This window comes from Streptomyces racemochromogenes (genome assembly GCF_039535215.1).
In the GTDB taxonomy this organism is placed as follows: Bacteria; Actinomycetota; Actinomycetes; order Streptomycetales; family Streptomycetaceae; genus Streptomyces; species Streptomyces racemochromogenes.
The window spans coordinates 2,775,376-2,800,960 of the sequence record NZ_BAAAWT010000001.1; the positions used below are offsets into that span (position 1 = coordinate 2,775,376).

The 25,585-nt window shown below is 67.3% G+C and carries 36 protein-coding genes; all 36 read right to left on the reverse strand.

All coding sequences use genetic code 11. From position 1 onward, the window contains the following. Positions 1 to 210 precede the first annotated feature (210 nt). The 36 genes from ABD973_RS12595 to fusA all read right to left on the reverse strand — a co-directional run bounded on the left by ABD973_RS12595 (position 211) and on the right by fusA (position 25,547). Positions 211 to 1,467, reverse strand: coding sequence for a glycosyltransferase family 87 protein (locus tag ABD973_RS12595; protein ID WP_345500129.1), 1,257 nt, complete (start codon positions 1,465 to 1,467; stop codon positions 211 to 213). A gap of 38 nt (positions 1,468 to 1,505) precedes the next feature. After that, entirely contained in the window at positions 1,506 to 3,125 is a 1,620-nt protein-coding gene (locus ABD973_RS12600) for an ABC-F family ATP-binding cassette domain-containing protein (RefSeq protein ID WP_125822123.1), read from the reverse strand. Between the two features lie 69 nt (positions 3,126 to 3,194). After that, positions 3,195 to 4,058: a tRNA pseudouridine(38-40) synthase TruA gene (gene truA / locus ABD973_RS12605; RefSeq protein ID WP_125594704.1), complete on the reverse strand. Its 864-nt coding sequence runs from the start codon at positions 4,056 to 4,058 to the stop codon at positions 3,195 to 3,197. Positions 4,059 to 4,160: 102 nt separating this feature from the next. Continuing rightward, positions 4,161 to 4,637: a 50S ribosomal protein L17 gene (gene rplQ, locus ABD973_RS12610; protein ID WP_007265921.1), complete on the reverse strand. Its 477-nt coding sequence runs from the start codon at positions 4,635 to 4,637 to the stop codon at positions 4,161 to 4,163. 106 nt (positions 4,638 to 4,743) lie between these two features. Beyond that, positions 4,744 to 5,766 carry a DNA-directed RNA polymerase subunit alpha gene (locus tag ABD973_RS12615; RefSeq protein ID WP_007265920.1) on the reverse strand — a complete coding sequence of 341 codons (1,023 nt, stop codon included), beginning with the start codon at positions 5,764 to 5,766 and terminating at the stop codon, positions 4,744 to 4,746. 147 nt (positions 5,767 to 5,913) lie between these two features. Then, complete coding sequence (gene rpsK / locus ABD973_RS12620; RefSeq protein ID WP_003956432.1) at positions 5,914 to 6,318, reverse strand: 30S ribosomal protein S11; 405 nt, start codon at positions 6,316 to 6,318, stop codon at positions 5,914 to 5,916. 54 nt (positions 6,319 to 6,372) lie between these two features. Next, entirely contained in the window at positions 6,373 to 6,753 is a 381-nt protein-coding gene (gene rpsM, locus ABD973_RS12625) for a 30S ribosomal protein S13 (RefSeq protein ID WP_007265919.1), read from the reverse strand. A gap of 196 nt (positions 6,754 to 6,949) precedes the next feature. Then, positions 6,950 to 7,063 carry a 50S ribosomal protein L36 gene (rpmJ, locus tag ABD973_RS12630; RefSeq protein WP_003956441.1) on the reverse strand — a complete coding sequence of 38 codons (114 nt, stop codon included), beginning with the start codon at positions 7,061 to 7,063 and terminating at the stop codon, positions 6,950 to 6,952. Between the two features lie 73 nt (positions 7,064 to 7,136). After that, complete coding sequence (infA, locus tag ABD973_RS12635) at positions 7,137 to 7,358, reverse strand: translation initiation factor IF-1 (protein ID WP_003956442.1); 222 nt, start codon at positions 7,356 to 7,358, stop codon at positions 7,137 to 7,139. A gap of 150 nt (positions 7,359 to 7,508) precedes the next feature. Next, positions 7,509 to 8,360: a type I methionyl aminopeptidase gene (map, locus tag ABD973_RS12640; protein ID WP_125594705.1), complete on the reverse strand. Its 852-nt coding sequence runs from the start codon at positions 8,358 to 8,360 to the stop codon at positions 7,509 to 7,511. A gap of 101 nt (positions 8,361 to 8,461) precedes the next feature. Continuing rightward, a complete protein-coding gene (locus ABD973_RS12645; protein WP_125594706.1) occupies positions 8,462 to 9,109 on the reverse strand; it encodes an adenylate kinase in 648 nt (215 codons plus the stop codon). Beyond that, positions 9,109 to 10,422, reverse strand: coding sequence for a preprotein translocase subunit SecY (gene secY / locus ABD973_RS12650; RefSeq protein ID WP_125594707.1), 1,314 nt, complete (start codon positions 10,420 to 10,422; stop codon positions 9,109 to 9,111). Before secY ends, ABD973_RS12645 begins: the two co-directional genes overlap by 1 nt. A gap of 188 nt (positions 10,423 to 10,610) precedes the next feature. Further along, a complete protein-coding gene (gene rplO, locus ABD973_RS12655; protein ID WP_079429304.1) occupies positions 10,611 to 11,066 on the reverse strand; it encodes a 50S ribosomal protein L15 in 456 nt (151 codons plus the stop codon). A gap of 2 nt (positions 11,067 to 11,068) precedes the next feature. Beyond that, positions 11,069 to 11,251, reverse strand: a complete 183-nt coding sequence (gene rpmD, locus ABD973_RS12660; protein WP_005313525.1) for a 50S ribosomal protein L30 — start codon at positions 11,249 to 11,251, stop codon at positions 11,069 to 11,071. Then, positions 11,251 to 11,853 (reverse strand): 30S ribosomal protein S5, encoded by a 603-nt coding sequence (rpsE, locus tag ABD973_RS12665; protein WP_007265914.1) that lies wholly within the window; start codon positions 11,851 to 11,853, stop codon positions 11,251 to 11,253. The genes rpmD and rpsE overlap by 1 nt, the downstream gene beginning before the upstream one ends. 45 nt (positions 11,854 to 11,898) lie before the next feature. Continuing rightward, positions 11,899 to 12,282, reverse strand: a complete 384-nt coding sequence (gene rplR, locus ABD973_RS12670; RefSeq protein WP_007265913.1) for a 50S ribosomal protein L18 — start codon at positions 12,280 to 12,282, stop codon at positions 11,899 to 11,901. A gap of 2 nt (positions 12,283 to 12,284) precedes the next feature. Next, positions 12,285 to 12,824, reverse strand: a complete 540-nt coding sequence (gene rplF / locus ABD973_RS12675; RefSeq protein WP_007265912.1) for a 50S ribosomal protein L6 — start codon at positions 12,822 to 12,824, stop codon at positions 12,285 to 12,287. A 20-nt stretch (positions 12,825 to 12,844) separates the two neighbouring features. After that, positions 12,845 to 13,243: a 30S ribosomal protein S8 gene (rpsH, locus tag ABD973_RS12680; RefSeq protein WP_007265911.1), complete on the reverse strand. Its 399-nt coding sequence runs from the start codon at positions 13,241 to 13,243 to the stop codon at positions 12,845 to 12,847. A 224-nt stretch (positions 13,244 to 13,467) separates the two neighbouring features. Further along, positions 13,468 to 13,653, reverse strand: coding sequence for a type Z 30S ribosomal protein S14 (locus ABD973_RS12685; RefSeq protein ID WP_003956452.1), 186 nt, complete (start codon positions 13,651 to 13,653; stop codon positions 13,468 to 13,470). Positions 13,654 to 13,658: 5 nt separating this feature from the next. Beyond that, a complete protein-coding gene (gene rplE, locus ABD973_RS12690; RefSeq protein ID WP_030298216.1) occupies positions 13,659 to 14,210 on the reverse strand; it encodes a 50S ribosomal protein L5 in 552 nt (183 codons plus the stop codon). Next, the gene (gene rplX / locus ABD973_RS12695) at positions 14,210 to 14,521 is read right to left on the reverse strand and encodes a 50S ribosomal protein L24 (RefSeq protein ID WP_007265909.1); all 312 of its coding nucleotides are present in this window, start codon (positions 14,519 to 14,521) and stop codon (positions 14,210 to 14,212) included. Before rplX ends, rplE begins: the two co-directional genes overlap by 1 nt. A 2-nt stretch (positions 14,522 to 14,523) precedes the next feature. Continuing rightward, on the reverse strand, positions 14,524 to 14,892 hold the full coding sequence (gene rplN / locus ABD973_RS12700; RefSeq protein WP_003956455.1) for a 50S ribosomal protein L14: 369 nt from the start codon (positions 14,890 to 14,892) through the stop codon (positions 14,524 to 14,526). A gap of 98 nt (positions 14,893 to 14,990) precedes the next feature. Continuing rightward, positions 14,991 to 15,272 (reverse strand): 30S ribosomal protein S17, encoded by a 282-nt coding sequence (gene rpsQ, locus ABD973_RS12705; protein ID WP_007265908.1) that lies wholly within the window; start codon positions 15,270 to 15,272, stop codon positions 14,991 to 14,993. Then, complete coding sequence (rpmC, locus tag ABD973_RS12710; protein ID WP_007265907.1) at positions 15,272 to 15,496, reverse strand: 50S ribosomal protein L29; 225 nt, start codon at positions 15,494 to 15,496, stop codon at positions 15,272 to 15,274. Before rpmC ends, rpsQ begins: the two co-directional genes overlap by 1 nt. Then, positions 15,496 to 15,915: a 50S ribosomal protein L16 gene (rplP, locus tag ABD973_RS12715; RefSeq protein ID WP_007265906.1), complete on the reverse strand. Its 420-nt coding sequence runs from the start codon at positions 15,913 to 15,915 to the stop codon at positions 15,496 to 15,498. The genes rpmC and rplP overlap by 1 nt, the downstream gene beginning before the upstream one ends. A 5-nt stretch (positions 15,916 to 15,920) precedes the next feature. Continuing rightward, on the reverse strand, positions 15,921 to 16,760 hold the full coding sequence (gene rpsC / locus ABD973_RS12720) for a 30S ribosomal protein S3 (protein WP_007265905.1): 840 nt from the start codon (positions 16,758 to 16,760) through the stop codon (positions 15,921 to 15,923). Then, positions 16,760 to 17,107, reverse strand: a complete 348-nt coding sequence (rplV, locus tag ABD973_RS12725; protein ID WP_007265904.1) for a 50S ribosomal protein L22 — start codon at positions 17,105 to 17,107, stop codon at positions 16,760 to 16,762. The genes rpsC and rplV overlap by 1 nt, the downstream gene beginning before the upstream one ends. 43 nt (positions 17,108 to 17,150) lie before the next feature. Then, positions 17,151 to 17,432, reverse strand: coding sequence for a 30S ribosomal protein S19 (gene rpsS / locus ABD973_RS12730; protein WP_007265903.1), 282 nt, complete (start codon positions 17,430 to 17,432; stop codon positions 17,151 to 17,153). A 12-nt stretch (positions 17,433 to 17,444) separates the two neighbouring features. Then, positions 17,445 to 18,281, reverse strand: a complete 837-nt coding sequence (rplB, locus tag ABD973_RS12735) for a 50S ribosomal protein L2 (RefSeq protein ID WP_125822122.1) — start codon at positions 18,279 to 18,281, stop codon at positions 17,445 to 17,447. Between the two features lie 39 nt (positions 18,282 to 18,320). Continuing rightward, entirely contained in the window at positions 18,321 to 18,644 is a 324-nt protein-coding gene (rplW, locus tag ABD973_RS12740) for a 50S ribosomal protein L23 (protein ID WP_007265901.1), read from the reverse strand. Beyond that, entirely contained in the window at positions 18,644 to 19,294 is a 651-nt protein-coding gene (gene rplD / locus ABD973_RS12745) for a 50S ribosomal protein L4 (protein ID WP_007265900.1), read from the reverse strand. Before rplD ends, rplW begins: the two co-directional genes overlap by 1 nt. Positions 19,295 to 19,298: 4 nt before the next feature. After that, positions 19,299 to 19,943: a 50S ribosomal protein L3 gene (rplC, locus tag ABD973_RS12750; protein WP_125594709.1), complete on the reverse strand. Its 645-nt coding sequence runs from the start codon at positions 19,941 to 19,943 to the stop codon at positions 19,299 to 19,301. 14 nt (positions 19,944 to 19,957) lie between these two features. Beyond that, positions 19,958 to 20,266 (reverse strand): 30S ribosomal protein S10, encoded by a 309-nt coding sequence (gene rpsJ / locus ABD973_RS12755; protein WP_003948644.1) that lies wholly within the window; start codon positions 20,264 to 20,266, stop codon positions 19,958 to 19,960. Positions 20,267 to 20,718: 452 nt separating this feature from the next. Then, the gene (locus tag ABD973_RS12760; protein ID WP_345500130.1) at positions 20,719 to 21,894 is read right to left on the reverse strand and encodes a hypothetical protein; all 1,176 of its coding nucleotides are present in this window, start codon (positions 21,892 to 21,894) and stop codon (positions 20,719 to 20,721) included. A gap of 176 nt (positions 21,895 to 22,070) precedes the next feature. Beyond that, on the reverse strand, positions 22,071 to 23,264 hold the full coding sequence (gene tuf / locus ABD973_RS12765; RefSeq protein WP_125603751.1) for an elongation factor Tu: 1,194 nt from the start codon (positions 23,262 to 23,264) through the stop codon (positions 22,071 to 22,073). Positions 23,265 to 23,414: 150 nt separating this feature from the next. Further along, on the reverse strand, positions 23,415 to 25,547 hold the full coding sequence (fusA, locus tag ABD973_RS12770; RefSeq protein ID WP_125603750.1) for an elongation factor G: 2,133 nt from the start codon (positions 25,545 to 25,547) through the stop codon (positions 23,415 to 23,417). Between the last annotated feature and the right edge of the window lie 38 nt (positions 25,548 to 25,585).

Here is a 25,585-nt window from a genome sequence, read left to right on the forward strand (position 1 = left end):
GGGTCATCCCATAGGGCCTAAGCCCCGCGGGAAGGGTCCTGACAGGGTCACCACGGACGATCACGACAGCCCTCGTTCACATCGGGGACGCACCCGAGTGAAAACCGCTGGTCATCGGTCCGGTGGACCGGCGTAAGGCCCTTTCACGTGAGAATGAGAAAGCCAATACGCATAACAAACCAGCAGGATACCCAAGCAGACCCGTACGGGTCAAAACGCGGTCCGCGATGCCGATTCTGCTGGCGTCGCGGCGCACTCCGGTTCGGTCCTGGGTGGGGACCCCGCAGTTGTTACGGGCTCCAGAATAACCCGACCGGAGAGCAGTGCACGACGCACCAGCAGACCCGACAGCCCGCACAGGGTCGCCATGTCCTTGAAGGCACGCCGCTTTCCGGCCAGCTCGTCCGGCCACGGGACCAGCGCCGCCTGCGGTGCGAGGGCCAGCCAGAACCAGGGCGAGCGGGGCACCGAGCCCGCCCGCACCCCCGACGCGAGCAGCAGCGGCAGCACCACCAGCAGGTAGTGGTCGAAGGAGGGCCGCGAGACCAGGAATGCGGCGAGCATCACCCCGCAGGCCGTCTCCACGAGCCTCAGCTCACCCCCGTCACCCTCGGGATCCGGCCGCCGCCAGCGGGTCCGCGCCGCCCACAGCCCGGCCCCGGCCCCCGCGAAGGCCAACGCCACCGCCACCGGCTGCGGCACCCCCAGCCGCGGCAGCACCGCGATCGGCGAGGCGTCCCAGGGCAGCGCGTAGGCGTCCTGCCCCTGGAAGAGGAACGGCAGCGTCTTGGTGAAGAACAGCGACGGGCTCGGCATCACCAGCGCCCCCGCCAGCGACGCACCCAGCGGCACCAGCACCGCCACCGCCAGCCCCCGCCACCGCCGGGCCAGCAGGAACAGCACCCCGACCGGCACCAGCATCGGCTTGCAGGCGATGGCCAGCCCCACCACCAGCCCGGCCGCCCCCCACCTCCCCCGGTGCGCGAGCAGCAGCGCCCAGGGCAGCGCGGCCGCCGAGACCGCCGTCCAGTTCCCGATCAGCACCAGGTTCGCGTACGGCTTGTAGGCCAGCGCCAGCACCGCGAACCCGCCCACCGCCAGCCGCGAGCGCAGCGGCACCGAGAACAGCCTCAGCGCCGCCAGCCAGCCCGCGCCCAGCAGCCCCGTCATCCCCGCCGGCAGCAGCCAGCGCAGCACCTCCCGCGGCAGCAGCGCCTCGGGCACCGCCACCAGCACCGCGCTGGGCAGGTACAGGAACCGCTTGTCCTCGTACGGCGAGCCGCCGTCCAGCAGCGTCCGCGCGGCCTTGACCACGAAGGCGTTGTCGGAGCCCCAGTTCGCCCGCAGGCTCGTGGACACCGCCAGGAACACCAGGACCCCGGCCGACACCACCCGCCACGGCCGGGGCGCCGGCCCGAGCAGCCACGCGGTCACCCGCACCGCCGTGGACGGCTGCCGCCACCGCATGAGCCAGATGCTCGGCCGCAGCCCCACGGCACTCCCCCTCAGCGCTTGCGCTCGACCCGCCGTTCGTCCCAGACGGGTTCCTGAGTCTCCCTCACGACACCGTCCGAACCGAAGACCAGGTAGCGGTCGAAGCTCCGGGCGAACCAGCGGTCGTGCGTCACGCAGAGCACGGTCCCCTCGTACGACTCCAGACCGTCCTGCAGGGCCTCCGCCGACTCCAGGTCGAGGTTGTCCGTCGGCTCGTCCAGCAGCAGCGCCGTCGTACCGGCCAGCTCCAGCAGCAGGATCTGGAAACGCGCCTGCTGGCCGCCCGAGAGCTTCTCGAACTTCTGCTCGCCCTGGCGCTCCAGCTCGTACCGGCGCAGCACCGCCATGGCCGCGCCCAGCGGCTTCGCCGCCTCCGTCCACAGGATGTCGACGAGCGTGCGCCCGAACAGCTCCGGGTGCGCGTGCGTCTGCGCGAAATGGCCGGGCAGCACCCGCGCGCCCAGCTTCCAGTCACCGGTGTGCTTGACGTCCTCGCCCGCCAGCAGCCGCAGGAAGTGCGACTTCCCGGAACCGTTCGAGCCGAGCACCGCGACCCGCTCGCCGTAGAAGACCTCCAGCGAGAACGGCTTCATCAGGCCGGTCAGCTCCAGGTTCTCCACGGTCAAAGCGCGCACGCCCGTCCGGCCGCCCTTGAGCCGCATCCTGATCTCCTGCTCGCGCGGCGGCTCCGGCGGCGGCCCGGCCTCCTCGAACTTCTGGAAGCGGGTCTGCATCGCCCGGTACCGCGAGGCCATGTCCGGGCTGCTCGCGGCCTGGTTCCGCAGCCGCAGGACCAGGGCCTTCAGACGGGCGTGCTCCTCGTCCCAGCGCCGCTTGAGCTCCTCGAAGCGGGCGAAGCGCTCCTTGCGGGCCTGGTGGTACGTGTCGAAGCCCGCGCCGTGCACCCAGACGTCCGTACCCGTCGGGCTCGGCTCCAGGCTGATGATCTTCTCGGCGGCCCGGGACAGCAGCTCCCGGTCGTGCGACACGAAGAGCACCGTCTTGCGGGTCGCCTTCAGCTGCTCCTCCAGCCACCGCTTGCCCGGGACGTCGAGGTAGTTGTCCGGCTCGTCCAGCAGCAGCACCTCGTCCGGCCCCCGCAGCAGCGCCTCCAGCACCAGCCGCTTCTGCTCACCGCCCGACAGCGTGCGCACCTCGCGGTACTGGGCGCGGTCGAAGGGGATGTCCAGCGCGGCCGTGGTGCACACGTCCCACAGGGTCTCCGCCTCGTAGCCCTGTACGTCGGCCCAGTCGCTGAGCGCCTGCGCGTACGCCATCTGCGCGGCCTCGTCGTCGACCGTGAGGATCAGGTGCTCGGCGTGGTCCACGGCCTTCGCCGCTTCCCGGATCCGCGGCTGCGCCACCGAGACCAGCAGGTCCCGTACGGTCGTCTCGTCCCGGACCGAGCCCACGAACTGGGACATCACCCCCAGGCCGCCGCTGATGGCGACGCCGCCGCCGTGCGGCTGGAGCTCGCCCGAGATCAGCTTGAGCAGGGTGGTCTTGCCGGCGCCGTTCGCGCCCACCAGGGCCACCACCGACCCCTCCCCCACGCGGAAGGAGACGTCGGGGAGCAGGACCCGCCCGTCGGGAAGGTAGTACTCCAGGTGGCTGGCTTCGAGATGTCCCATGCGGGGCATTGTCCCGGTCGGGCGGTGATCCGCCCAACCGGTTTGCGTCCCCCCGGCGGGGCGGAGGGCTCAGCAGCCCCCGCAGCCGCCGCCCGCGCCCGGCAGCGTCCGCATGTTCCGCGCTTCCTTGCTGCGGGCGGCCAGCAGCTCGTCGGCCGGGTAGCCGACCTCTTCCAGGGTCAGCCCGTGCGGCTTGACCACGTGCACCGAGGAGTCCCGTACGGCGGCGGCCAGCACCTGCCCGGGCCACTCGACGGGCCGGTGCCCGTCACCGACGTGGAGCAGGGCTCCGACCAGCGAGCGGACCATGTTGTGGCAGAACGCGTCCGCGCGGACCGTCGCCGTGATGACGCCGTCCTCCCCGCGCTCCCAGCTGAGCTGCTGGAGGGTGCGGATGGTGGTGGCGCCCTCGCGCTTCTTGCAGTACGCGGCGAAGTCGTGCTCGCCGACGAGCGCGGCCGCGGCCCGGTTCATGGCGTCCACGTCCAGCGGCCACTGGTGCCACAGCACGTGCCCGCGGCGCAGCGGGTCCACGCCCGCCTGGTGGTCGCCGACCCGGTAGGCGTAGCGGCGCCAGATGGCGGAGAAGCGGGCGTTGAAGCCCTCGGGGGCCTCGGCGGCCTTCCACACCCGGATGTCGTGCGGGAGGCGGCCCGCGAGGCGGCGCAGCAGCTTGTCGTGGTGCTCGGCCCACACCTCCTCGGCGAGGTCGAACTGCGCGACCTGCCCGCGGGCGTGCACCCCGGCGTCGGTCCGGCCGGCCACGGTCAGCTCGACGGGCTCCCGCAGCCGCATCACGGTCTGCAGGGCGCTCTCCAGCTCGCCCTGGACGGTCCGCAGCGTGCGCTGCTTCGCCCAGCCGGAGAAGTCCTTGCCGTCGTAGCTCAGGTCCAGCCGTACCCGGACGTGCCCGGGCTCCACCTCGTCACTCACGTGACAGATCCTCTCAGAAGCACAGCAATGCAGAACGGGCCCGCCCCGGGAAGGGGCGGGCCCGTTCAGAGCCGATCAAGCAAGCTCGATCCCGGTACGGGATCAGGCCTCCTTGGTCTCCTCGACGGCCTCGGTCTCGGTGGCCTCGGCCTTGGCCTCCGCCTCCTTGACCGCGCGCTTGGTGGCGGCCTCGGCCTCACCGGTGGCCTGCTGGGCCACGGTCAGGGCCTCGACCAGCTCGATCACGGCCATCGGGGCGTTGTCGCCGCGACGGTTGCCGATCTTGGTGATGCGCGTGTAACCACCGGGGCGGTTCTCGTAGCGCGGGGCGATCTCGGTGAACAGCGTGTGCACGATGCTCTTGTCCGTGATCGTCTGCAGCACCAGGCGACGGTTGTGGATGTCGCCCTTCTTGGCCTTGGTGACCAGACGCTCGGCGTAGGGACGCAGGCGGCGGGCCTTGGCCTCGGTGGTGGTGATGCGGCCGTGCTCGAAGAGCGCCTTCGCGAGGTTCGCGAGGAGGTGCTTCTCGTGCGCGGCGGAGCCGCCCAGGCGGGCACCCTTTGCGGGACGCGGCATTGTTACTCCTTCACATCTGCACCGGCCGTGTCAGGTACCGGTGTCAGTTCCCCCCAGCGGTCGCGAGGGGGTGGGTGCGGGGGGCGCGAGCCCCCCGCAAGCTTGATCAGTACTGCTCGGTCTCGACGAAACCGGCGTCCGCGTCGTCGTCGGCGCCGAAGGCGTCGGCGGCGGCGGTCGGGTCGAATCCGGGCGGGCTGTCCTTGAGGGCCAGGCCCATGCCGGCCAGCTTCGCCTTGACCTCGTCGATCGACTTCGCACCGAAGTTGCGGATGTCGAGCAGGTCGGCCTCGGAGCGGGCGACGAGCTCACCCACGGAGTGGATGCCCTCGCGCTTGAGGCAGTTGTACGACCGAACGGTGAGCTCCAGCTCCTCGATCGGCAGCGCCAGGTCGGCGGCCAGGGCGGCGTCCGTCGGGGACGGGCCCATGTCGATGCCCTCGGCGTCGATGTTGAGCTCGCGGGCCAGACCGAACAGCTCGACCAGGGTCTTGCCGGCGGACGCCATGGCGTCGCGCGGGCGCATGGCCTGCTTGGTCTCGACGTCGACGATCAGCTTGTCGAAGTCGGTGCGCTGCTCGACTCGGGTCGCCTCGACCTTGTAGGTGACCTTGAGGACCGGGCTGTAGATGGAGTCGACCGGGATGCGGCCGATCTCCTGGCCCAGCTGCTTGTTCTGGACGGCGGAGACGTAGCCGCGACCGCGCTCGACGGTCAGCTCCATCTCCAGCTTGCCCTTGCCGTTGAGCGTGGCGAGGACCAGGTCCGGGTTGTGCACCTCGACACCGGCCGGGGGCGCGATGTCGGCAGCGGTGACCAGGCCGGGACCCTGCTTGCGCAGGTACATCACGACCGGCTCGTCGTGCTCCGAGGAGACGACCAGCTGCTTGATGTTGAGGATGATGTCCGTGACGTCTTCCTTGACGCCCGGCACGGTGGTGAACTCGTGCAGGACGCCGTCCACGCGGATGCTGGTGACAGCGGCACCCGGGATGGAGGACAGGAGGGTACGGCGCAGGGAGTTGCCGAGGGTGTAGCCGAAGCCCGGCTCCAGCGGCTCGATCACGAACCGCGAGCGGTACTCGTCGACGACCTCTTCGGTCAGCGAAGGACGCTGAGCGATAAGCATGTCTTTTCCTTCAGTCGTGGACGCCCACTATTTGACGCCCGACGGGTGCGGCCCGGAGGCCGCGGACTTACAAGGGTACGGGCGGCACGTCCCCCGAAGGGTTCGTACCGCCCGGACACTCAAGAACGCACAGGTGCGTCCGCTGCGTCAGACGCGGCGGCGCTTCGGCGGGCGGCAGCCGTTGTGCGGGGTGGGGGTGACGTCCTGGATCGAGCCGACCTCGAGGCCGGTGGCCTGGAGGGAGCGGATCGCGGTCTCACGGCCGGAGCCGGGACCCTTGACGAAGACGTCGACCTTGCGCATGCCGTGCTCCTGCGCGCGGCGGGCGGCCGACTCGGCGGCCATCTGCGCGGCGAAGGGGGTGGACTTGCGCGAGCCCTTGAAGCCGACGTGGCCGGCGGAGGCCCAGGAGATCACGTTGCCGGACGGGTCCGTGATCGAGACGATGGTGTTGTTGAACGTGCTCTTGATGTGGGCGTGCCCGTGAGCGACGTTCTTCTTTTCCTTGCGGCGCACCTTCTTGGCAGCGCCCTGACGACCCTTGGGGGGCATCTCTTACTCCTACGGGAGGTGGTCGGTCCTACAGCGCAAGACCGCTGAACAGGACTACTTCTTGCCCGGCTTCTTCTTACCGGCGATCGCGCGACGCGGGCCCTTGCGGGTACGCGCGTTCGTGCTGGTGCGCTGACCGTGCACCGGCAGGCCACGACGGTGGCGGATGCCCTGGTAGCACTGGATCTCGATCTTGCGGCGGATGTCGCCCTGGATCTCGCGGCGGAGGTCACCCTCGGTACGGAGGTTGGCGTCCACGTACTCGCGGATCTTGACGAGGTCCTCTTCGGCCAGGTCACGAACGCGGGTGTTCGGGTTCACGCCGGTGGAGGCGAGGATCTCCTTGGACCGGGTGCGCCCGATACCGAAGACGTAGGTGAGTGCGATCTCCACACGCTTTTCGCGCGGGATGTCAACACCGGAAACGCGTGCCATTCAATGGCTCCTGTGTGTTCGGGGGTCTGCAACAGAACCGCTCCCGACCGCCGACCACCCTTGTGGGCAGTGGTACGTCCGGGTCCCCGGCCCCCGCCGGAGGTGCCGCCGGCCCCTGAGGGCTGGGCGGGTTCTGCTTATGTACGTTTTCTTACGTCGCGCGAAGAACTGCGTAGTGCAGGTCGGTCGGCGTGCGTCAGCCCTGGCGCTGCTTGTGGCGCAGGTTGTCGCAGATGACCATGACCCGACCGTGACGGCGGATCACCTTGCACTTGTCGCAGATCTTCTTGACGCTCGGCTTGACCTTCATGTTGGTGAGGTTCTCCGGGTCAGTGCCACCACCCGCACCGGGACGGATGCCCAGGCAGGAGTGAGGACAAGATCTACTTGTATCGGTAGACGATCCGGCCACGCGTCAGGTCGTACGGAGACAGCTCCACAACGACCCGGTCATCGGGAAGGATGCGGATGTAGTGCATACGCATCTTGCCGCTGATGTGCGCGAGGACCTTGTGACCGTTCTGGAGTTCCACCTTGAACATGGCGTTCGGGAGGGACTCGATCACGGTGCCCTCGATCTCGATGGCACCTTGCTTCTTGGCCACGCTTCGCCTTTCGAATCGGCTACCTTGATCGGCTCCGCACCCCATGCAGGGCATGGAAATGCACGTGAGCCGACGAGTCAGTCTACGTCAGGGCACCCAGAAAGACGAATCCGGAAAGTTTGCCCACGAGTCTAGATCATTAAGCGGGGACTACCCGAGGGGGTCCGGGGCCGTCGTGACCCCGTACTCGGCCAGCTTCGCCTTGCCGCAGTCCGGGCTGGTCAGGACGATCGGACCGGCCTCGGTCAGGGCGACCGAGTGCTCCCAGTGCGAGGACCAGGTGCCGTCCGTGGTGATGACCGTCCAGTCGTCCGCCAGTACCTCCGTCTGGGCGGTGCCCAGGGAGACCATCGGCTCGATCGCCAGGCACAGGCCCGGCACCAGCTTGATGCCCTTGCCCCGCTTGCGCGAGACGTAGTTCAGCAGGTGCGGGTCCATGTGCATCTCGGAACCGATGCCGTGGCCGCCGTAGTCCTCGATGATCCCGAACTTGCCCAGGCTGTGCTCACCGGTCGACGGCCGCGGCTGGCGCTTGATGTAGCCCTCGATCGCCTTCGAGATGTCCACCAGGCGGTTGCCGGCCTTCATGGCCGCGATGCCGGCCCACATCGACTCCTCGGTGACGCGGGACAGCTCGACCAGCTCCGGAGCGTGACCCGTGCCCACGAAGGCCGTGTACGCCGCGTCGCCGTGCCAGCCGTCCACGATCGCGCCGGCGTCGATGGAGATGACGTCGCCGTCCTTCAGGACCGTCTTGTCGTCCGGGATGCCGTGGACGACGACCTCGTTCACCGAGGTGCAGATGGTCGCGGGGAAACCGCCGTACCCGAGGAAGTTCGACTTCGCGCCGGCGTCGGCGATCACCTTCCGGGCCACCATGTCCAGGTCCCGCGTCGTGGCGCCCGGCACGGCCGCCTCACGGGTCGCCGCGTGGATCGCGGCGACGACCAGCCCTGCCTCCCGCATCTTCGCGATCTGCTCGGGGGTCTTCAGCTGAACCATGAACGGGGACCTTCCACCTTCGAAAACGGGTCTTCATCAACAGTAAGGCCGCGATGCCCGAGGGACACCGCGGCCGTACTGTCGGTCACGAACTGGAGTGACTACTTCTTGAGGGCGTCCATGGCCCGCTTGGTGATCTCGTGCACCTCACCGAGGGCGGAGATGGTCACCAGCAGACCCTGGGCCTTGTAGTAGTCGATGATCGGCTCGGTCTGCGTGTGGTAGACCTCAAGCCGGTTGCGGACCGTGGCCTCGGAGTCGTCGTCGCGCTGGTACAGCTCGCCCCCGCACTTGTCGCAGACGCCCTCGACCTTCGGCGCCGCGTAGATCACGTGGAAGACGTGCGAGGAGTCCTTGCGGCAGATGCGCCGGCCGGCGATCCGCTTGACGACCTCGTCCTCCTCGACCTCCAGGTCGAGGACGGCGTCGAGCTTCATGCCCGCTTCCACGAGCATCGCGTCGAGCGCCTCGGCCTGGGCGACGTTGCGCGGGAAGCCGTCGAGCAGGAAGCCGCCCTTGGCGTCCGGCTGCTGCATCCGGTCCTTGGCCATGCCGATGGTGATCTCGTCCGGGACGAGCTCGCCGGCGTCCATGTACGCCTTCGCGCGGCGGCCCAGCTCGGTGCCCTGGCTGATGTTGGCGCGGAAGAGGTCGCCCGTGGAGATGTGCGGGATCGACAGGTTCTTGGCGAGGAACGCGGCCTGCGTTCCCTTGCCCGCCCCGGGGGGTCCGACGAGGACGATTCGCATCAGCGGAGGAACCCTTCGTAGTTGCGCTGCTGGAGCTGGCTCTCGATCTGCTTCACGGTTTCCAGACCCACACCCACGATGATGAGGATGCTCGTCCCGCCGAACGGGAAGTTCTGGTTCGCTCCGAAGCCCGCCAACGCCATTGTCGGCACGAGAGCGATCAGACCCAGGTACAGCGACCCCGGCCAAGTGATCCGGTTGAGTACGTAGCTCAGGTACTCGGCGGTAGGCCGGCCGGCGCGGATGCCCGGGATGAACCCACCATACTTCTTCATGTTGTCCGCAACTTCCTCGGGGTTGAACGAGATCGCCACGTAGAAGAACGCGAAGAAAACGATCAGGAGGAAGTAGGCGGCGATGTAGTACGGGTGGTCGCCCTTGACGAAGTGCTTCTGGATCCAGGTCGCCCAGCCCGCCGTCGAGCCGCTGAACTGCACGATCAGCGCGGGGATGTACAGCAGCGACGAGGCGAAGATGACCGGGATGACACCGGCCTGGTTCACCTTGAGCGGGATGTAGGTGGACGTACCGCCGTAGGCCCGGCGGCCGATCATGCGCTTCGCGTACTGGACCGGGATCCGGCGCTGCGCCTGTTCGACGAAGACCACCAGGGCCACCATCGCGAGACCCACGAGGATGACGACCGCGAACTCCACCCAGCCATCAGCGATCTTGCCCTGGAGCTTGATGGTCCACAGGGCGCCGACGAAGCCGGCCGCGATCGAGATGAACATCAGGATGGACATGCCGTTGCCGATGCCGCGGTCGGTGATCAGCTCACCGAGCCACATGACGACACAGGTACCGGCGGTCATGGTGATCACCATCGTGATGGTGGTGAAGATCGAGTGGTTCGGGACGATCTCGCGAGCGACCGGGCAGGTGCCGAAGAGGGCGCCGGTACGCGCGGTGGCGACCAGGCCGGTGCCCTGGAGGATCGCGAGCGCGACCGTCAGATAGCGCGTGTACTGAGTGATCTTCGCCGTGCCGGACTGGCCCTCTTTCTTGAGGTTCTCCAGCTTCGGGATGACCACGGTCAGCAGCTGCAGGATGATGCTCGCCGTGATGTAGGGCATGATGCCGAGCGCGAAGATCGTGATCTGCAGCAGCGCACCGCCGCTGAACATGTTGACCAGACCGAAGAGGCTGTTGCTGCTCCCCATCTGGTCCACGCAGATCTGGACGTTCTTGTAGCTCACGCCGGGTACCGGGATGTGGGACCCGAGCCGATACAGCACGATGATGCCGAGTGTGAAGAGCAGCTTCTTGCGCAGGTCGGGCGTCTTGAACGCCCGGGCGAACGCGGTGAGCACGGTGCCTCCTGCGACCCCCGCGCTACTGCGTCAGAGGTGACGGTCTGAAGGATCGACGAATACGTACAAGCAAAGGTGCACGCCACCTTACCGGCGAGTGCACCCCCCGTGGAACGACCAACCGGGGATGCCCCATATGTGAGGCATCCCCGGTCGGGTTTCTAGCTATTTGTCACAAGAGTTTCGTCTTAGACGAGCTCGGTGACGGTGCCGCCGGCGGCGGCAATCTTCTCCTTGGCGGAGGCGGAGACGGCGTCAACCGCAACCGTCAGCGCCACGGAGATCTCGCCCTGGCCCAGGACCTTGACGAGGCTGTTCTTGCGAACCGCGCCCTTGGCGACCAGGTCGGCCACCGTGACCTCTCCACCCTCGGGGTAGAGGGCACCGAGCTTGTCCAGGTTGACGACCTGGAACTCGGTGCGGAACGGGTTCTTGAAGCCCTTCAGCTTCGGCAGGCGCATGTGGAGGGGCATCTGCCCACCCTCGAAGCGCTGCGGAACCTGGTAGCGGGCCTTCGTACCCTTGGTACCACGACCAGCCGTCTTACCCTTCGACGCCTCACCGCGACCCACACGGGTCTTCGCGGTCTTGGCACCGGGGGCCGGACGGAGGTTGTGAGCCTTCAGCGGGCTGTTCTCAGCCATGATTAGTCAACCTCCTCAACCGTCACGAGGTGGCGGACGGTGTGCACCATGCCGCGGAACTCGGGGCGGTCCTCCTTGACGACCACGTCGTTCAGGCGCTTGAGCCCGAGCGAACGGAGGGTGTCGCGGTGGTTCTGCTTGCTGCCGATGTACGACTTCGTCTGCGTGATCTTGAGGCGGGCCATCAGACACCCGCCCCAGCGCGCGCACGAAGCAGGGCCGCGGGGGCGACGTCCTCGAGCGGCAGACCACGGCGAGCCGCGATCTCCTCGGGACGCTGCAGGCCCTTCAGGGCCTCCACGGTCGCGTGCACGATGTTGATCGCGTTGTCGGAGCCGAGCGACTTCGACAGGATGTCGTGAACGCCGGCGCACTCCAGAACGGCGCGCACCGGGCCACCGGCGATAACACCGGTACCGGGGGAAGCAGGCTTCAGCAGGACAACGCCGGCCGCCTTCTCGCCCTGGATCGGGTGCGGGATGGTGCCCTGGATGCGGGGAACCTTGAAGAAGTTCTTCTTGGCTTCCTCGACGCCCTTGGCGATGGCCGCGGGAACTTCCTTGGCCTTGCCGTAACCGACACCTACGGTGCCGTCACCGTCACCCACCACGACGAGCGCGGTGAAGCTGAAGCGACGACCACCCTTGACAACCTTGGCGACACGGTTGATCGCGACAACGCGCTCAACGTAAGCGGTCTTCTCGGCGGCAGCGCCACCGTCGCGACCCTTCCGGTCCCGCCGCTCGCCGCCACCGGCACCGCTGCCGCGGCGCTGGGGTCCAGCCATTGGATTACCTCTCTCTGTTACGTCCGTGAGTCCCGGAACCGGGGCTTAGAACTTCAGCCCGGCTTCGCGGGCGGCGTCAGCCAGAGCGGCAATGCGCCCGGCGTATCGGTTGCCACCGCGGTCAAAGACGACGGTCTCGACACCCGCGGCCTTGGCACGCTCGGCGACGAGCGCGCCGACGGCCTGGGCCTGGGAGCTCTTGTCGCCCTCGCCACCGCGGATCGAAGCGTCCAGGGTCGACGCCGACGCAAGGGTGTGACCCTTGAGGTCGTCGATGACCTGAGCAACGATGTTGCGGTTCGAACGCGTCACGACGAGGCGCGGACGCTCCGCCGTACCCGAGACGTTCTTGCGGATGCGGATGTGGCGGCGAGCCTTGGCAGCGCGCTTGTACGCGTCGCCCTTGGCGATCTTCACACCGTATGCCATGGCTACTTACCAGCCTTTCCGACCTTGCGGCGGATGACCTCGCCGGCGTACTTGACACCCTTGGCCTTGTACGGGTCGGGCTTCCGCAGCTTGCGGATGTTGGCGGCGACCTCGCCGACCTTCTGCTTGTCGATGCCCTCGACCGAGAACTTGGTCGGGGACTCGACCTTGAACGAGATGCCGTCGGGCGCCGTGACCAGGATCGGGTGGCTGTAGCCGAGCTGGAACTCCAGGTCGGAGCCCTTCGCGGCCACGCGGTAACCGACACCGCTGATCTCGAGGGCCTTGGCGTATCCCTGGGTCACGCCGGTGATCATGTTCGCCACCAGCGTGCGGGACAGGCCGTGCAGGGCCTTGTTCTGACGCTCGTCGTTCGGGCGGGTGACGTTCAGAACGCCGTCCTCACCCTTGACGATCTCGATCGGCGCGGCGACGGTGTGGGTGAGCAGACCCTTGGGGCCCTTCACCGCAACCGTGCGGCCATCGATGGTGACGTCCACACCGGCGGGAACCTGGATGGGGAGCTTGCCGATTCGCGACATTGCTTTTCCTCCGTTCCCGACTACCAGACGTAGGCGAGGACTTCCCCACCTACGCCCTTCTTGCCTGCCTGCTGGCCGGTCAGGAGACCGTGCGACGTGGAGATGATCGCCACGCCCAGGCCACCGAGGACCTTCGGCAGGTTGGTGGACTTCGCGTACACGCGCAGACCGGGCTTCGAGATCCGCTTGATGCCCGCGATGGAGCGCTCACGGTTCGGCCCGAACTTCAGCTCGAGGACGAGGTTCTTGCCGACCTCGGCGTCCTCGACCTTCCAGCCGGTGATGAAACCCTCCTGCTTGAGGATCTCCGCGATGTGCGACTTGATCTTGCTGTGCGGCATCACGACGGTGTCGTGGTACGCCGAGTTAGCGTTACGCAGACGCGTGAGCATGTCTGCGATCGGGTCAGTCATGGTCATGAAGTGGCCTTCGGCCTCTCTCGCCGGGGTTTCCTGTATGCGCCATCCCTCTCCCCGCTCAGAGGCGGGACGGGTGCGGTGCGGGGACCTACGGCGTAGTAAGTCGTTATGGGCGGCGGACGCCCAACCACACAAGCCTAAGGCATGCGCGGCCGGGCATCCGCCGACCAGATGCTTACCGAGAGTCTCTGGAACTTCCCCAAGTCCTTACGGACCGGGAGGAGTTACCAGGAGCTCTTGGTCACGCCCGGCAGCTCGCCACGGTGAGCCATCTCACGAAGGCACACACGGCACAGGCCGAACTTGCGGTACACGGAGTGGGGGCGACCGCAGCGCTGGCAGCGGGTGTACGCACGCACACCGAACTTGGGCTTGCGGGCAGCCTTCGCGATGAGAGCCTTCTTCGCCATCTCGCTTACGCCTCCTTGAAGGGGAAGCCGAGGTGACGAAGGAGCGCGCGGCCCTCGTCGTCGTTGGTCGCCGTGGTGACCACGGTGATGTCCATACCCCGGGTACGGTCGATCTTGTCCTGGTCGATCTCGTGGAACATGACCTGCTCCGTGAGACCGAAGGTGTAGTTGCCACGGCCGTCGAACTGCTTCGGCGACAGACCGCGGAAGTCACGGATACGCGGCAGCGCGAGCGACAGCGTACGGTCCAGGAACTCCCACATGCGGTCACCACGGAGGGTGACGTGGCAGCCGATCGGCTGACCCTCGCGCAGCTTGAACTGCGCGATGGACTTGCGGGCCTTCGTGACGGCCGGCTTCTGGCCGGTGATCGTCGTCAGGTCGCGGATGGCACCGTCGATCAGCTTCGAGTCACGGGCGGCGTCGCCGACACCCATGTTCACGACGATCTTGACGAGGCCGGGGATCTGCATGACGTTCTCGTAGGAGAACTCCTCACGCAGCTTGCCCGCGATGTCCTCGCGGTACTTCGTCTTCAGACGCGGAGTGGTAGCCATCAGATGTCCTCACCCGTGCGCTTGGCAACGCGGATCTTGTTGCCCTCGTCGTCGAAGCGGAAACCGACGCGGGTGACGACCTTCTTGCCGTCCTTCTCCACAACCAGCTGAACGTTGCTGACGTGGACCGGGGCCTCGGTGATCACGATGCCACCGGCCTGGTTCTGGCCAGCCTTGGTGTGCTTCTTGACCCGGTTGACACCCTCGACGAGGACGCGGGACTCGGTCGGGAAGGCCGCGATGACCTTGCCCTGCTTGCCCTTGTCCTTACCGGTGATGACCTGGACCAGGTCGCCCTTCTTGATCTTCATGCTTACAGCACCTCCGGCGCGAGCGAGATGATCTTCATGAACTTCTTCTCGCGCAGCTCACGGCCCACGGGGCCGAAGATACGGGTGCCGCGAGGGTCGCCGTCGTTCTTCAGAATGACGGCGGCGTTCTCGTCGAAGCGGATGTACGAGCCGTCCTGGCGGCGGCGCTCCTTGACGGTGCGAACGATGACCGCCTTGACGACGTCACCCTTCTTCACGTTGCCACCGGGGATCGCATCCTTGACGGTGGCGACGATGACGTCACCGATGCCCGCGTAGCGGCGACCGGAGCCACCGAGAACACGGATGCAAAGGATCTCCTTGGCACCAGTGTTGTCGGCGACACGCAGTCGCGACTCCTGCTGGATCACGTCTATCTCCTGTTTGTCTGCCGGTTCCCGGCCGGGGCTTCACAGAAGCCCCGGCCGAGCCTGGCGGAACGAACCTGAAGGGTTACCCCTTCAAGTGATTACTTGGCCTTCTCGAGGATCTCGACGATGCGCCAGCGCTTGGTCGCCGACAGCGGACGCGTCTCCATGATGAGGACGCGGTCGCCGACGCCGGCAGCGTTCTGCTCGTCGTGCGCCTTGAGCTTGTTCGTACGGCGGATGACCTTGCCGTACAGCGCGTGCTTCACACGGTCCTCGACGGCGACGACGACGGTCTTGTCCATCTTGTCGCTGACGACCAGACCCTCACGGGTCTTGCGGAAACCGCGCTCGGTCTTCTCAGTCACGTTGTTCTCGCTCATCAGGCGTTCTCCACCGTCTCGATACCGAGCTCACGCTCGTGCATCAGGGTGTAGATGCGAGCGATGTCCTTACGGACGGACTTGAGCCGGCCGTTGTTCTCCAGCTGGCCGGTGGCCGCCTGGAAACGGAGCTTGAACAGCTCCTCCTTGGCCTCGCGCAGCTTGGCAACGAGCTCCTCGTTGCCGAGCTCGCGGAGCTCGGACGCCTTGGTTCCCGTCGCCATCACGACTCACCTGCCTCGCGCTTGACGATGCGGCACTTCATCGGCAGCTTGTGGGCCGCACGAGTGAGAGCCTCACGCGCAATCTTTTCGTTCGGGTAGGACAGCTCGAACATGACCCGGCCCGGGTGCACGTTCGCGATCCACCACTCCGGGGAACCCTTACCGGAACCCATGCGGGTCTCGGCAGGCTTCTTCGTCAGCGGGCGGTCCGGGTAGATGTTGATCCAGACCTTGCCGCCACGCTTGATGTGGCGGGTCATCGCGATACGAGCCGCCTCGATCTGGCGGTTCGTCACGTAGGCGGGGGTGAGCGCCTGGATGCCGTACTCGCCGAACGAGACCTCAGTACCGCCCTTGGCCATACCGCTGCGCTTCGGGTGGTGCTGCTTGCGGTGCTTGACCCTACGAGGGATCAGCATGTCGGTCAGGCCTCCGTTCCGGTGCTCTCAGCCGGAGCGGCGGCGGGGGCGTCGGCCTTGGGGGCCTCGGCACCAGCAGCCTGCTGCGGCTTGCGGCCACCACGGCCGCCGCGCTCGCCACCACGGCCACCACGGCCGGCGGGACGGTCGCCAGCGCCGGCACCACGGGCCGGGCGGTTACCCGCACGGGCCGCGGCGTTCTCGGCGCGAACCTCGGCGATGTTCTTGACGTCGCCCTTGTAGATCCAGACCTTCACGCCGATACGGCCGAAGGTGGTCTTGGCCTCGAAGAAGCCGTAGTCCACGTTCGCGCGCAGCGTGTGCAGCGGCACACGACCCTCGCGGTAGAACTCGGAGCGGGACATCTCGGCGCCGCCGAGACGGCCACCGCACTGGATCTTGATGCCCTTGGCGCCGGCCTTCATGGTGCCCTGCATGCTCTTGCGCATGGCACGACGGAAGGAGACGCGGGAGGAGAGCTGCTCGGCAACGGCCTGGGCAACGAGCTGAGCGTCGAGCTCGGGGTTCTTGACCTCGAGGATGTTCAGCTGGACCTGCTTGCCCGTGAGCTTCTCGAGGTCACCGCGGATGCGGTCGGCCTCGGCGCCACGGCGGCCGATGACGATGCCGGGACGGGCGGTGTGGATGTCCACACGCACGCGGTCACGGGTGCGCTCGATCTCAACCTTCGAGATGCCGGCGCGCTCCATGCCGGACGTCATCATCCGACGGATGGCGACGTCTTCCTTGACGTAGTCCTTGTACAGCTTGTCGGCGTACCAGCGGGACTTGAAGTCCGTGGTGATGCCGAGTCGGAACCCGTGCGGGTTTACCTTCTGGCCCATTACCGGGAACCTTCCTTGCTGCTGACGACCACGGTGATGTGGCTGGTCCGCTTGCGGATCCGGTAGGCACGGCCCTGGGCACGCGGACGGAACCGCTTCAGGGTCGGGCCCTCGTCCACGTACGCCTCGCTGATGACCAGCGTGGAGGCGTCCGGGTGGTTGTAGTTGTGCGCGGCGTTGGCAATGGCGCTGTCCAGCACCTTGCCGACCGGCACGCTCGCGGCCTGCGGGGCGAAACGCAGGACCGCCTGAGCCTCCGTGGCATCCATGCCACGGATGAGGTCCACCACTCGGCGGGCCTTCATGGGCGTGACGCGGATGTACCGCGCCTGGGCCCTGGCTTCCATGGTTGTCCCTTCGGTGTTAGTCATAGTCGTAACCACCCCGCGATTAGCGGCGCTTCGACTTCCGGTCGTCCTTGACGTGGCCGCGGAAGGTGCGAGTCGGCGAGAACTCGCCGAGCTTGTGGCCGACCATCGACTCGGTGACGAACACCGGGACGTGGGTCTTGCCGTTGTGCACCGCGATCGTGTGACCCAGCATGCTGGGGATGATCATCGAGCGACGGGACCAGGTCTTGATGACGTTCTTGGTGCCGGCTTCGTTCTGGGCGTCCACCTTCTTTACGAGGTGGTCGTCGACGAAGGGCCCCTTCTTGAGACTGCGCGGCATCTAAACCCGCTCCTAGCGCTTCTTGTTCGTCTTGCGGCGGCGGACGATGTACTTGCTCGAAGCCTTCTTCGGCGAGCGAGTACGACCCTCCTTCTGACCCCACGGGGAGACCGGGTGGCGACCACCGCTGGTCTTGCCCTCACCACCACCGTGCGGGTGGTCAACCGGGTTCATCGCGACACCGCGGACGGTCGGGCGAACGCCCTTCCAGCGCATGCGGCCGGCCTTGCCCCAGTTGATGTTCGACTGCTCGGCGTTGCCGACCTCGCCGACGGTGGCGCGGCAGCGCGCGTCGACGAGACGGATCTCACCGGACGGCATGCGGAGGTGGGCCATCACGCCCTCCTTCGCGAGCAGCTGCACGGAGGCACCAGCGGAGCGGGCGAACTTCGCGCCGCCACCGGGACGGAGCTCGATCGCGTGGATCGTGGTACCGACCGGGATGTTGCGGAGCGCGAGGTTGTTGCCCGGCTTGATGTCGGCCGTGGGGCCGTTCTCGATCCGGTCACCCTGCTGCAGACCGCGCGGCGCGATGATGTAGCGCTTCTCGCCGTCGGCGTAGTGCAGCAGCGCGATGCGCGCGGTGCGGTTGGGGTCGTACTCGATGTGCGCGACCTTGGCCGGCACGCCGTCCTTGTCGTGACGACGGAAGTCGATCACTCGGTAGGCGCGCTTGTGTCCGCCACCCTGGTGGCGAACGGTGATCCGGCCGGTGTTGTTACGGCCGCCCTTGCTGTGCAGAGGGCGAACCAGCGACTTCTCCGGCGTGGACCGCGTGATCTCGACAAAGTCGGCGACGCTGGAGCCACGACGGCCCGGGGTCGTCGGCTTGTACTTGCGGATACCCATTTCTCAGTCCTCGTCCGATTCCGGACGACTAGACCTCCGTTAGGAGGCCTGGCCGCCGAAGATGTCGATACGGTTGCCCTCGGCAAGGGTCACGATGGCGCGCTTGGTGTTGGCGCGCTTGCCGAAACCGGTCTTGGTGCGCTTGCGCTTACCCTGACGGTTGATCGTGTTGACCCCGGTGACCTTGACCGAGAAGACCGCCTCGACGGCCTGCTTGATCTGGGTCTTGTTGGCGCCGGGCGCGACGATGAACGTGTACTTGTTCTCGTCCAGCAGCGCGTAGCTCTTCTCCGAGACGACCGGCTTGATCAGCAGGTCGCGCGGGTCGGTGAAGGTCTTGCTGGTAACGGTCGCCTCAGACATCAGGCCTCGTTCCCTTCGGTCTCATCGGCCTTGGGGCCAGACACGAAGGACTCGAGCGCGGCCTGGGTGAAGACCACGTCGTCAGAGACGATCACGTCGTACGTGTTCAGCTGGCCCGGCTCCAGGATGTGAACCTGGGGCAGGTTGCGGGCGGACAGCCACGCCAGCTCGTCAGAGCGCTCGGCGACCAGGAGCAGGTTCTTGCGCTCCGAGATCTTGCCGAACAGCGTCTTGGCGGCCTTCGTGGAGGCGGCACCCTCGACCACGCCGGTGACGACGTGGATGCGGGAGTGACGCGCACGGTCCGAGAGGGCACCGCGGAGGGCGGCGGCCTTCATCTTCTTGGGGGTCCGCTGCGAGTAGTCACGCGGCTGCGGGCCGTGGACGACGCCACCGCCGGCGAACTGCGGAGCGCGGGTCGAACCCTGACGGGCGCGGCCGGTGCCCTTCTGGCGGTAAGGCTTCTTGCCACCACCACGGACTTCGCCACGGGTCTTGGTCTTGTGCGTGCCCTGACGGGCAGCTGCCAGCTGGGCGACGACGACCTGGTGGATCAGCGGAACGCTGGTCTTCGCGTCGAAGATCTCCGCGGGGAGCTCGACGGTACCGGCCTTGTCGCCTGCCGGCGAAAGGATGTCAATGGTGCTCATTACCTCAAGCCCCCTTGGCCGCGGTACGGACCAGGACGAGGCCGCCGTTCGGACCGGGGACCGCGCCCTTGATGAGGAGCAGACCCTTCTCCGCGTCAACCGCGTGGATGGTCAGGTTCTGGGTGGTGACGCGCTCGTTACCCATGCGACCGGCCATGCGCATGCCCTTGAAGACACGCCCAGGGGTGGCGCAGCCACCGATCGAACCGGGGGAGCGGTGCTTGCGCTGCACACCGTGACCGGCGCCGAGGCCCCGGAAGTTGTGCCGCTTCATGACACCGGCGAAGCCCTTGCCCTTGCTGTTGCCCGTGACGTCAACCTTGACGCCGGACTCGAAGATCTCAGCGGTGATCTCCTGGCCGAGCGTGTACTCGCTGGCGTCGGAGGTGCGGAGCTCCACCAGGTGGCGGCGGGGGGTCACGTCGGCCTTGGCGAAGTGGCCCTTGAGGGGCTTGTTCACCTTGCGCGGGTCGATCTCGCCGAAGGCGATCTGGACCGACTCGTAGCCGTCGGTGTCGTTGGTACGGACCTGGGTCACGACGCAGGGTCCGGCCTTGACGACGGTCACCGGGACGACACGGTTGTTCTCGTCCCAGACCTGGGTCATGCCGAGCTTCTCGCCCAGGACGCCCTTGATCTGCTTTGCCATCTTCTCGACGCCTCTCAGAGCTTGATCTCGATGTCAACGCCGGCCGGAAGGTCCAGGCGCATCAGCGAGTCAACGGTCTTGGGCGTCGGGTCGAGGATGTCGATCAGGCGCTTGTGCGTGCGCATCTCGAAGTGCTCGCGCGAGTCCTTGTACTTGTGCGGCGACTTGATGACGCAGTACACGTTCTTCTCAGTGGGCAGCGGCACCGGGCCCGCGACCGACGCACCAGTGCGCGTCACCGTCTCGACGATCTTCTTCGCCGAGGAGTCGATGACCTCGTGGTCGTAGGCCTTGAGCCGGATGCGGATCTTCTGTCCCGCCATGGCTACTCCGTAGTCCTGTCTGTGTGTGGAACGCTCTGGCTCCCGGGAGGCTGCGGAACGGGTTCCGCGGCTTCTCTCCGACCCACGCGGTCGGGCGTGTCGCACACCCTCTACAGAAAATTCCCATACGGAAATTCCCTCGTCCAAGGGGATGCGGTCCTGACCGCGTATCGGGGGAGAAACACCCACCGGGTGCCTGGTGGGCACCGTGCTGACACTTCCCAGAAGATTCCCGTACGTCCGCCCTCATTGCTGCCCCGAAAGGCAGATTAAGGACGACGAGTACTGTGGGACTCGCTTCCGGTCCTCCCGGCGGGAGGCGCACAGCATCGGCACTCAACCGAGCAACTTGAGTAGTCTGCCATACGAGACACGTACCTGGCCAATCGGGCCGAAGAGAATACCCCGCCGCGCGGACACGTCAAACCGCGCCACGCGACGGGGATCCCTGGTCAGGACCTCGTCACGGTCCCGCACCCATCGCCCTGAATGTCCCCGCTGCGGTCGTACGGATCCGTGGCCGGCCCGGAGGGCTGGGTTCCGCCGGGTCGGTCCTGCGGGAAGTCCGGGTGCAGGAACCCGCCGGTCGGCTCGCACCGCACGTTCGACCACTCCGCCTTGTACGTGTGCAGCTGCAGCCGCCCCGCCGTGGCCCGCCAGCGCGCCGGGTCCAGCACCGAGAAGGTGATCTGCCGGCGCACGATCGTCCGCTGCACGCTCCGGTCCGCCCTCGCCATCGGGTGCACGAAGGTGTAGTCGGTCACCAGCAGCAGCTCACCGGGGTCACCCGCCTCCGCGCGCATGCTGCCGCGCACCTTGACCACGTGCCCCACCGGCTGGACCTCGGCCGGGTCGAAGCGGGTGAACAGGATGGCGGGGCTGTTCTCGCCGCCGCCGGGCTGCGTCAGCGAGCGCTCCAGGCGCTCGGGAACCTCGGGCTGCCGGGGATCGAGGAGCGCCATCGCGGCCTCCGGACGCTCCCCCCGCACGGTCCGCGGGTCCAGGTTGGCCGCGACCAGGAACCGCTTGGCCTTCGACAGGGCGTCCGCCACCGCCTCGCGGGACCAGCCGCCGGTGGCGGCCGCCTCCGGGACCTCGATGCCGGCGGCGCCGTCGGCCCACCGGGCGGCCGGCGAACCGCGGAAGGGCTCCTCCGGGGTCGGACGGTCCGGGTGGGCGGCGTCCGGGGCCGCGGTCGGGCGTACGGACTCCCCGGGCAGCGGCGGGGCCCCAGCGCCCGCCTCGCGGGCTTCCGTCTTGCCGGTCAGCCGGTCGATGAGCAGCTCCGGCCGTACGACGACCAGCGCCAGGGCCGCGATGCCCACGCTCGCGGCGGTGGCCCTGAGGCCGCGCCGGCGCCGTCGGCGGTCCTCCGCCTCCTGCCAGGACGGCCCCGTGCGCCAGCCCGGCGGGTCGCCCGGCGTCCGGCGCCCCCGGCGCCCGAGGGCCCCGCGCCGCCCGGCCGCGCGGGCCCGCTCCTGCTCCTCGCGCCGCAGCCGCTCGGTGACCATCCGCGCCCGCGCCGACGGCTCCTTCGGCGCCTGCGCGCTCTCCCGCGCGATCTCCTCGCCGAACCGCTGCCACTCCTCTTCGGAGATCCCCGATCCCCCGGCGTCCTGCCGCCCCATGTCCCCACCCCGAACGTCCGTACGTCGATCCGCGCCGGAGCCTCTCACGGCCCCGTCGCCCCGTCGTTACCGGGGAGTACGACAAAGGCCCCTCCCCCACCGCCGGAGCGGTGGGAAAGGGGCCCTCGCCTCAAACATGGTGCCCGCTGGTGCGAGCTACCAGGTCAGAACACGAATTACTTCGTGATCTTGGTGACCTGGCCGGCGCCGACGGTGCGACCACCCTCACGGATGGCGAACTTCAGGCCCTCCTCCATGGCGACCGGCTGGATCAGCTGGACGGACATGTCGGTGTTGTCGCCCGGCATGACCATCTCGGTGCCCTCGGGGAGGGTCACGACGCCGGTCACGTCCGTGGTACGGAAGTAGAACTGCGGGCGGTAGTTGTTGAAGAACGGGGTGTGACGGCCACCCTCGTCCTTCGACAGGATGTACGCGGCGGCCTCGAACTCGGTGTGCGGCGTGACCGAACCGGGCTTGATGATGACCTGGCCGCGCTCGACGTCCTCGCGCTTGATGCCACGGAGGAGCAGACCGACGTTCTCGCCGGCCTGGCCCTCGTCGAGCAGCTTGCGGAACATCTCGATGCCGGTGACCGTGGTGGTGGTCTTCTCGGTCTTGATGCCGATGATGTCGACGGTCTCGTTGACCTTGAGGACACCACGCTCGATACGACCGGTGACGACGGTGCCACGACCGGTGATCGTGAAGACGTCCTCGACGGGCATGAGGAACGGCTTGTCGGTGTCACGCGGCGGGGTCGGGATCGACTCGTCGACGGCCTTCATGAGGCCGAGGAGCTTCTCGCCCCACTCCTTGTCGCCCTCGAGCGCCTTGAGCGCGGAGACCTGGACGACCGGGAGGTCGTCGCCCGGGAAGTCGTACTCGGAGAGCAGCTCACGGACCTCGAGCTCGACGAGCTCCAGGATCTCCTCGTCGTCCACCATGTCGGCCTTGTTCAGGGCGACGACGATGTACGGAACGCCGACCTGGCGGGCCAGGAGCACGTGCTCCTTGGTCTGCGGCATCGGGCCGTCGGTGGCGGCGACCACGAGGATGGCGCCGTCCATCTGCGCGGCACCGGTGATCATGTTCTTGATGTAGTCCGCGTGACCCGGGCAGTCGACGTGGGCGTAGTGACGCGCCTCGGTCTGGTACTCGACGTGCGCGATGGAGATGGTGATACCGCGCTGGCGCTCCTCAGGAGCCTTGTCGATCTGGTCGAAGGCCGAGGCCTCGTTCAGGTCCGGGTACGCGTCGTGCAGCACCTTGGTAATGGCGGCCGTGAGGGTCGTCTTACCGTGGTCAATGTGACCGATGGTGCCGATGTTGACGTGCGGCTTAGTCCGCTCGAACTTCGCCTTCGCCACGGGGGTCCTCCTGGAGAGTGGTTCTGTACGCCTTACAGATCGGCGCCAGGTGATCTTTGCTGGAAAGCCGGGTTCCCCGGGGCAACGGGAGGGTTGCTCCTGTTGCCCCAGAGGCTCCGGTGACAAGCCTAAAGCGTGTACTCGGAAGAGTTACTCGCCCTTGGCCTTCGCGATGATCTCCTCGGCGACGTTCCGGGGAACCTCGGCGTAGGAGTCGAACTGCATCGAGTAGCTGGCGCGACCCGAGGTCTTGCTGCGGAGGTCGCCGACGTAGCCGAACATCTCCGACAGGGGCACGAGGCCCTTGACGATCTTGGCTCCGTGACGGTCCTCCATGGCCTGGATCTGGCCACGGCGGGAGTTGATGTCGCCGATGACGTCACCCATGGACTCCTCCGGCGTGGTGACCTCGACGGCCATCATCGGCTCGAGGAGCACGGGAGAAGCCTTGCGCGCGGCCTCCTTGAAGGCCTGCGAACCGGCGATCTTGAAGGCGAGCTCGGAGGAGTCGACCTCGTGGTAGCCACCGTCGAGAAGCGTGACGCGGACGCCAGTCATCTCGTAGCCGGCCAGGATGCCGAACTGCATGGCTTCCTGCGCACCGGCGTCGACCGAAGGGATGTACTCCTTCGGCACGCGGCCACCGGTGACCTTGTTGACGAACTCGTACGCCGGACCATCGGCGTCCGTGATCGGCTCGATCGCGATCTGCACCTTGGCGAACTGACCGGTACCACCGGTCTGCTTCTTGTGGGTGTAGTCGTGACGCTCGACGGCCTTGCGGATCGTCTCGCGGTACGCGACCTGCGGCTTGCCGACGTTGGCGACGACCTTGAACTCGCGCTTCATACGGTCGACCAGCACCTCGAGGTGCAGCTCGCCCATACCGCCGAGGATGGTCTGGCCGGTCTCCTCGTCCGAGTGGACGTGGAACGACGGGTCCTCTTCCGCGAGGCGCTGGATGGCGACACCCAGCTTCTCCTGGTCACCCTTCGAGGCGGGCTCGATGGCGACCTGGATGACCGGAGCCGGGAAGTCCATGGACTCCAGGATCACGGGGGCCTTGTCGTCGCAAAGCGTCTCACCGGTGGTGGTCTGCTTCAGGCCCATGACGGCGACGATGTCGCCGGCGCCCACCGCGTCGATCTCCTCACGCTTGTTCGCGTGCATGCGGTAGATCTTGCCGATGCGCTCCTTCTTGCCCTTGACGGAGTTCAGCACCGCGGTGCCGGCCTCCAGGCGGCCCGAGTAAACCCGGACGAAGGTGAGCTTGCCGAGGTGCGGGTCGCTCATGATCTTGAACGCGAGCGCGGCGAGGGGCTCCTCGTCCGACGGCTTGCGCTTGACGACGACCTCGGCGTCCTTGACGTCGTGGCCCTCGATGGCCTCGATGTCGAGCGGCGACGGGAGGTAGCGCACGACGGCGTCGAGCAGGGGCTGGACGCCCTTGTTCTTGAACGCCGTACCGCAGAACACCGCGGTGATCGTGGCTTCGCCCTTGCCCTTGCCGGAGCCGAGGATGATGCGGCGCACGGCCGCGTGCAGCTGCTCTTCGGTCGGCTCTTCGCCACCGAGGTACAGCTCCATCATCTCGTCGTCGTTCTCGGCGACGGTCTCGACGAGCTTGCCGCGCCATTCCTCGGCCAGCTCGGTGTGCGTGGCCGGGATGTCGACGACGTCGTACATCTCGCCCTTGGTGGCCTCGGCGGACCACACGAGGGCCTTCATGCGGACCAGGTCGACGACGCCCTGGAAGTCGGCCTCGGCACCGATCGGGAGCTGCATGACGATCGGAACCGCACCGAGGCGGTCCTTGATCATGTCGACGCAGCGCATGAACTCGGCGCCGGTACGGTCGAGCTTGTTGACGAAGCAGATGCGCGGGACGCCGTAGCGGTCCGCCTGACGCCAAACGGTCTCGGACTGCGGCTCCACACCGGCGACACCGTCGAACACGGTGACGGCACCGTCGAGGACGCGGAGCGAACGCTCCACCTCGACCGTGAAGTCAACGTGACCCGGGGTGTCGATGATGTTGATGGTGTGGTCGACGTCCTCGAGCGGCCAGTGACAGGTCGTCGCGGCCGACGTGATCGTGATGCCGCGCTCCTGCTCCTGCTCCATCCAGTCCATCGTGGCAGCGCCGTCGTGGACCTCACCGATCTTGTAAGACACACCGGTGTAGAACAGGATGCGCTCGGTGGTGGTCGTCTTGCCCGCGTCGATGTGGGCCATGATGCCGATGTTGCGCACCTTGGCCAGGTCAAGCGAAGTGGTAGCCATAAGGCTTCGGTCTTCTCTCGGTCTCGATGTGGGGTGGG

Bases quoted from the DNA above. Each gene is read 5' to 3' on its own strand.
- rplV (WP_007265904.1), bottom strand. From the start codon at position 17,107: ATGGAAGCCAGGGCCCAGGCGCGGTACATCCGCGTCACGCCCATGAAG.
- rpsC (WP_007265905.1), bottom strand. From the start codon at position 16,760: ATGGGCCAGAAGGTAAACCCGCACGGGTTCCGACTCGGCATCACCACG.
- ABD973_RS12685 (WP_003956452.1), bottom strand. From the start codon at position 13,653: ATGGCGAAGAAGGCTCTCATCGCGAAGGCTGCCCGCAAGCCCAAGTTC.
- rplQ (WP_007265921.1), bottom strand. From the start codon at position 4,637: ATGCCGCGTCCCGCAAAGGGTGCCCGCCTGGGCGGCTCCGCCGCGCAC.
- rplW (WP_007265901.1), bottom strand. From the start codon at position 18,644: ATGTCTGAGGCGACCGTTACCAGCAAGACCTTCACCGACCCGCGCGAC.
- rpsQ (WP_007265908.1), bottom strand. From the start codon at position 15,272: ATGAGCGAGAACAACGTGACTGAGAAGACCGAGCGCGGTTTCCGCAAG.
- rpsM (WP_007265919.1), bottom strand. From the start codon at position 6,753: ATGGCACGCGTTTCCGGTGTTGACATCCCGCGCGAAAAGCGTGTGGAG.
- rplD (WP_007265900.1), bottom strand. From the start codon at position 19,294: ATGAGCACCATTGACATCCTTTCGCCGGCAGGCGACAAGGCCGGTACC.
- rpmD (WP_005313525.1), bottom strand. From the start codon at position 11,251: ATGGCCCGCCTCAAGATCACGCAGACGAAGTCGTACATCGGCAGCAAG.
- ABD973_RS12760 (WP_345500130.1), bottom strand. From the start codon at position 21,894: ATGGGGCGGCAGGACGCCGGGGGATCGGGGATCTCCGAAGAGGAGTGG.
- rplO (WP_079429304.1), bottom strand. From the start codon at position 11,066: ATGGCTGAGAACAGCCCGCTGAAGGCTCACAACCTCCGTCCGGCCCCC.
- map (WP_125594705.1), bottom strand. From the start codon at position 8,360: ATGGTTCAGCTGAAGACCCCCGAGCAGATCGCGAAGATGCGGGAGGCA.
- rpsK (WP_003956432.1), bottom strand. From the start codon at position 6,318: ATGCCCCCCAAGGGTCGTCAGGGCGCTGCCAAGAAGGTGCGCCGCAAG.
- rplB (WP_125822122.1), bottom strand. From the start codon at position 18,281: ATGGGTATCCGCAAGTACAAGCCGACGACCCCGGGCCGTCGTGGCTCC.
- rpsJ (WP_003948644.1), bottom strand. From the start codon at position 20,266: ATGGCGGGACAGAAGATCCGCATCCGGCTCAAGGCCTACGACCACGAG.
- rplE (WP_030298216.1), bottom strand. From the start codon at position 14,210: ATGGCTACCACTCCGCGTCTGAAGACGAAGTACCGCGAGGACATCGCG.
- rpmJ (WP_003956441.1), bottom strand. From the start codon at position 7,063: ATGAAGGTCAAGCCGAGCGTCAAGAAGATCTGCGACAAGTGCAAGGTG.
- rpsH (WP_007265911.1), bottom strand. From the start codon at position 13,243: ATGACCATGACTGACCCGATCGCAGACATGCTCACGCGTCTGCGTAAC.
- fusA (WP_125603750.1), bottom strand. From the start codon at position 25,547: ATGGCTACCACTTCGCTTGACCTGGCCAAGGTGCGCAACATCGGCATC.
- rplX (WP_007265909.1), bottom strand. From the start codon at position 14,521: ATGAAGATCAAGAAGGGCGACCTGGTCCAGGTCATCACCGGTAAGGAC.
- rplC (WP_125594709.1), bottom strand. From the start codon at position 19,943: ATGGCAAAGCAGATCAAGGGCGTCCTGGGCGAGAAGCTCGGCATGACC.
- ABD973_RS12600 (WP_125822123.1), bottom strand. From the start codon at position 3,125: ATGGGACATCTCGAAGCCAGCCACCTGGAGTACTACCTTCCCGACGGG.
- ABD973_RS12615 (WP_007265920.1), bottom strand. From the start codon at position 5,766: ATGCTTATCGCTCAGCGTCCTTCGCTGACCGAAGAGGTCGTCGACGAG.
- rplR (WP_007265913.1), bottom strand. From the start codon at position 12,282: ATGGCATACGGTGTGAAGATCGCCAAGGGCGACGCGTACAAGCGCGCT.
- ABD973_RS12595 (WP_345500129.1), bottom strand. From the start codon at position 1,467: ATGCGGTGGCGGCAGCCGTCCACGGCGGTGCGGGTGACCGCGTGGCTG.
- ABD973_RS12645 (WP_125594706.1), bottom strand. From the start codon at position 9,109: ATGCGAATCGTCCTCGTCGGACCCCCCGGGGCGGGCAAGGGAACGCAG.
- rpsE (WP_007265914.1), bottom strand. From the start codon at position 11,853: ATGGCTGGACCCCAGCGCCGCGGCAGCGGTGCCGGTGGCGGCGAGCGG.
- rpsS (WP_007265903.1), bottom strand. From the start codon at position 17,432: ATGCCGCGCAGTCTCAAGAAGGGGCCCTTCGTCGACGACCACCTCGTA.
- rplP (WP_007265906.1), bottom strand. From the start codon at position 15,915: ATGCTGATCCCTCGTAGGGTCAAGCACCGCAAGCAGCACCACCCGAAG.
- rpmC (WP_007265907.1), bottom strand. From the start codon at position 15,496: ATGGCGACGGGAACCAAGGCGTCCGAGCTCCGCGAGCTCGGCAACGAG.
- rplF (WP_007265912.1), bottom strand. From the start codon at position 12,824: ATGTCGCGAATCGGCAAGCTCCCCATCCAGGTTCCCGCCGGTGTGGAC.